This is a genomic window from Bradyrhizobium sp. P2_E8 (genome assembly GCF_056403875.1).
Window position 1 is genome coordinate 1 of sequence record NZ_JBFUES010000909.1, and the last position, 3034, is coordinate 3034.

The window sequence follows — 3034 nt, forward strand, 5'->3', positions numbered from 1 at the left end:
AGCCGAAGGCGTCGTTGACGCGGGCGAGATGATCGATGCCGACCAGCATGAAGGCGGCGGTCGAGCGGAAGCGGGTCGTCTCCTCGATCGCCTCGGCCAGCGCCGCGATCAGGTGGGAGCGGTTGAGCTCGCCGGTCAGCGGATCGAGCCGGGCCAGCCTGGTCAATTCCTCGTCGCGGGCGTGGCGCTCATTGTTGATGCGGACGGAGCCGATCGCGCGGACCGGGCGGCCGTCGGGGCCGGCGAACCAGCGGCCGGTCTCCTCGACCCAGACCACGGGATCGGAGGCGCTCATGCGCACGCCGTATTCGACCCGGTAAGGCGTGCCGTCGGCGCCGTGCACGGCGGATGTCTGCGCCAGCGCGGCGGTCCGCAGCGACGGCGCAGGCTCGATCAGCTTGGCGAATTCGGCACCGGTCGCGAGCCGCTCGGCGGGGATGCCGGGGAATACGGCACTGAGCTGCTCACCCCAGACGATGACGTCGCTGGCGATGTCCCAGGCGAACACGGCCTGGCCGAGCGCGGCCAGGATGTCGGAGGCTTGCGGCAATGCGGGGGTCAATATCGCCTCGTTTCGGGACAGCGGGGGGGCCTGTGCCGGCACAGGATAGAGCCAGATTCGCCCCCAACCCTAGGCAAAGTTGATAAACAATTTGGAAACCATGTTTCGGGGCGGTGCGGAACCAAACCGGCCCGGCCGGCATAGGCCTTGCGAGTACATGACTCGCACCGGCGCCCGCGTCCCGAAACGCGACACTCTTCGCCGGATCAACGGTGATTGCGATGTTGAGTACCGATCGATCGGACTTGGCGGACTACGGCACAGGCTCGGCCCTGGTGCCGCTGCTGCCGACGTTACAGTGGGTCAACAAGGCACCGATGCCTCGCCCCGATCCGAGCTTCGTCACCCAGCTCATCGCCAATGCCGAGCATTTGCCCCAGGCCAGCCGGCTCCGCCGCGCCTCCTCCGAAGATGCGCGGATGGCCTATGGCAGCAAGCGCCCGCTCGGAAGCGTCAGCGCGCGCACGCGGCAGGTGGCTTGAGATCGATCAGCGCGGCGCGTCGGGAGACGGCGTGCCGTTGCCGTTGCCCGGCTGCAAATGCGGCGAGGGGATTTCCGGCGAGGTCATGCCTTGCACCGGCTTCGGCGCCGGATGGTCCATCAGCACGGATTCGGCGACCGATTGCGCGGAAGGCGCGGGTGGCACCGGGGCTGCCTGCGGTACCGAGACCGGCTCGAACTTGGGCTCGGACGCAACGTCATCCGCCGGCGCCTCGGCCTGGCGCTTGGCCTTGCGCGGCGCCGGCACCGTCGTCTCGGCGACATAGGTGACACGGCGGCGCGTGCGCTGGGCGATGCCGCCGAGGAAATCGGCCATCGCGAGCAGCACCAGCAGGAAATAGGTGGAGTTGCCGAATTTGGGCCACATCACGAATTCGGCCGCGGCGGCGCCAAACAGGATCAGCGACAGCAAGTGATCCATCAGGAATTTCGCGCCGGGCCGCGCGCCCTTGACCACTTCGAGCAGCAGCAGCACCACACCAAGCGCGAGCAGGAGATCGGAGAGCGTGACCGGCCAGGTCTCGCCCGTGATCATCGGCACCTTGAACAGCACGTCCGAGAAGGACACGCTGGGCATCAGGAAGGCGATGATGTTGTAGACCGCGAGCGGAATCAGAAGCAGCGGGAAACCGACCATCGGCAAAATGCCTTCTCGATCAAGATATCCAGACAGAACAACGCAGCGGCGAAGCATTCGCTCCGCCGCCGTCACCGTCATATCTCATGGGGTGGCCGAAATCAGGCGGGTCAAACCATCCCGCCTGAAGAAAAAGTCCTGACCTCAGGACTCTTTCTTCTTCAGGACCTGCCGGCCCTTGTACATGCCGGTCTTGAGGTCGAGATGGTGCGGACGACGGAGCTCGCCGGAGTCCTTGTCTTCCACGTAGGTCGGCTTCTTGATGGCGTCTGCCGAGCGGCGCATGCCACGGCGCGACGGCGAGGTTTTTCTTCTCGGAACGGCCATTTCAATATCCTCTAGGGATTGGTGTTATCAGGGCATCGTCCGCGAGGGACGGCTCAGCACCCGCAATACGAGGCGAGCTGAATGCCGATCAAGGCCGCGCTTATAGAGGAAGGCTGGCCGCAAAGCTAGGCTCTTGGGCCGGAAAATGCGCCCGAAAAGGGCCCGAAATCAGCGATTTTCCCGCCAGCAGGTCGCAAGCGTCGAGGCCTGCGCCCTTGCCACATAGGTCCCGGCCAGCCGCCGGACACCCGGCCCCGGGTTCCTGGCGCTGCGTTTGACCGGATTCGGCAGGATCGAGGCCAGAAGTGCCGCCTCCCGGGGGGAGAGGCTGGCGGCCGATTTGCCGAAGGCATAGACGCTGGCCGTCTCCACCCCAAACTGACCCTGCGGACCGAGCTCGGCGATGTTGAGGTAAATTTCCAGGATCCGCGGCTTGGGCAGGACGAAATCGATCCACAACGCCAGCGGGAATTCCAGCGCCTTGCGGATGAAGTCCCGCCCCTGCCAGAGGAACAGGTTCTTCGCCACCTGCTGGGTGATGGTGGAGGCGCCCCGGAACGGCGTACCGTCCTCCTTCGCGTCGTCGATCGCCTCGCGCAGCGCGCCCCAGTCGATGCCGTGATGCTTGCAGAAATGAGCGTCTTCTGCCGCCACCACCGAGCGCGGCAGATAAGGCGACATCGCCGCGAGATCGATCCATTCCCGCTGCATCGGCGCACCCCGCAAGCTTCGCCAGGCCATCAGCGTCGAAACGGGATGGCCGGTGCGGTAGAACGGCGCGATCACATAGGGCGCGAGAACTACGATCGCGAGCGCTAGCAGCAGGATTTTAACGATGCGCAAATCGACCTTTCCGGCGCAAAATGAARCGCGGCCACGGGCCCAGCCATTAAGTCTGTGATAATTCGGGTCTTTTCCAGCACTTTTTAGGCCTTCCAAACGATTGACTGAGGCGGGCTCATAAAGGATTGTCCCGCCGAATTTTAGTTCTGGAGCCCTTCTTGAT

The 3034-nt window shown here is 64.8% G+C and carries 5 protein-coding genes; 1 reads left to right on the forward strand and 4 read right to left on the reverse strand.

Annotated elements, in window-relative coordinates; genetic code table 11:
* The coding region (locus AC1D00_RS34085) for a GGDEF domain-containing protein (RefSeq protein ID WP_477013693.1) at positions 1 to 562 on the reverse strand (562 nt) is incomplete at its 3' end.
* 221 nt (positions 563 to 783) lie between these two features.
* On the opposite strand from AC1D00_RS34085, the gene AC1D00_RS34090 reads away from it, so the two are divergent.
* Positions 784 to 1044 carry a hypothetical protein gene (locus AC1D00_RS34090; protein WP_027542178.1) on the forward strand — a complete coding sequence of 87 codons (261 nt, stop codon included), beginning with the start codon at positions 784 to 786 and terminating at the stop codon, positions 1042 to 1044.
* Positions 1045 to 1050: 6 nt separating this feature from the next.
* On the opposite strand, the gene AC1D00_RS34095 is transcribed toward AC1D00_RS34090, so the two are convergent.
* From AC1D00_RS34095 to mtgA, 3 genes are all read right to left on the reverse strand, one after another.
* Positions 1051 to 1701, reverse strand: coding sequence for a hypothetical protein (locus AC1D00_RS34095; protein WP_477013694.1), 651 nt, complete (start codon positions 1699 to 1701; stop codon positions 1051 to 1053).
* Positions 1702 to 1845: 144 nt separating this feature from the next.
* A complete protein-coding gene (gene rpmF, locus AC1D00_RS34100; RefSeq protein ID WP_007598106.1) occupies positions 1846 to 2028 on the reverse strand; it encodes a 50S ribosomal protein L32 in 183 nt (60 codons plus the stop codon).
* A gap of 168 nt (positions 2029 to 2196) precedes the next feature.
* Positions 2197 to 2871 (reverse strand): monofunctional biosynthetic peptidoglycan transglycosylase, encoded by a 675-nt coding sequence (gene mtgA, locus AC1D00_RS34105; protein WP_477013695.1) that lies wholly within the window; start codon positions 2869 to 2871, stop codon positions 2197 to 2199.
* Between the last annotated feature and the right edge of the window lie 163 nt (positions 2872 to 3034).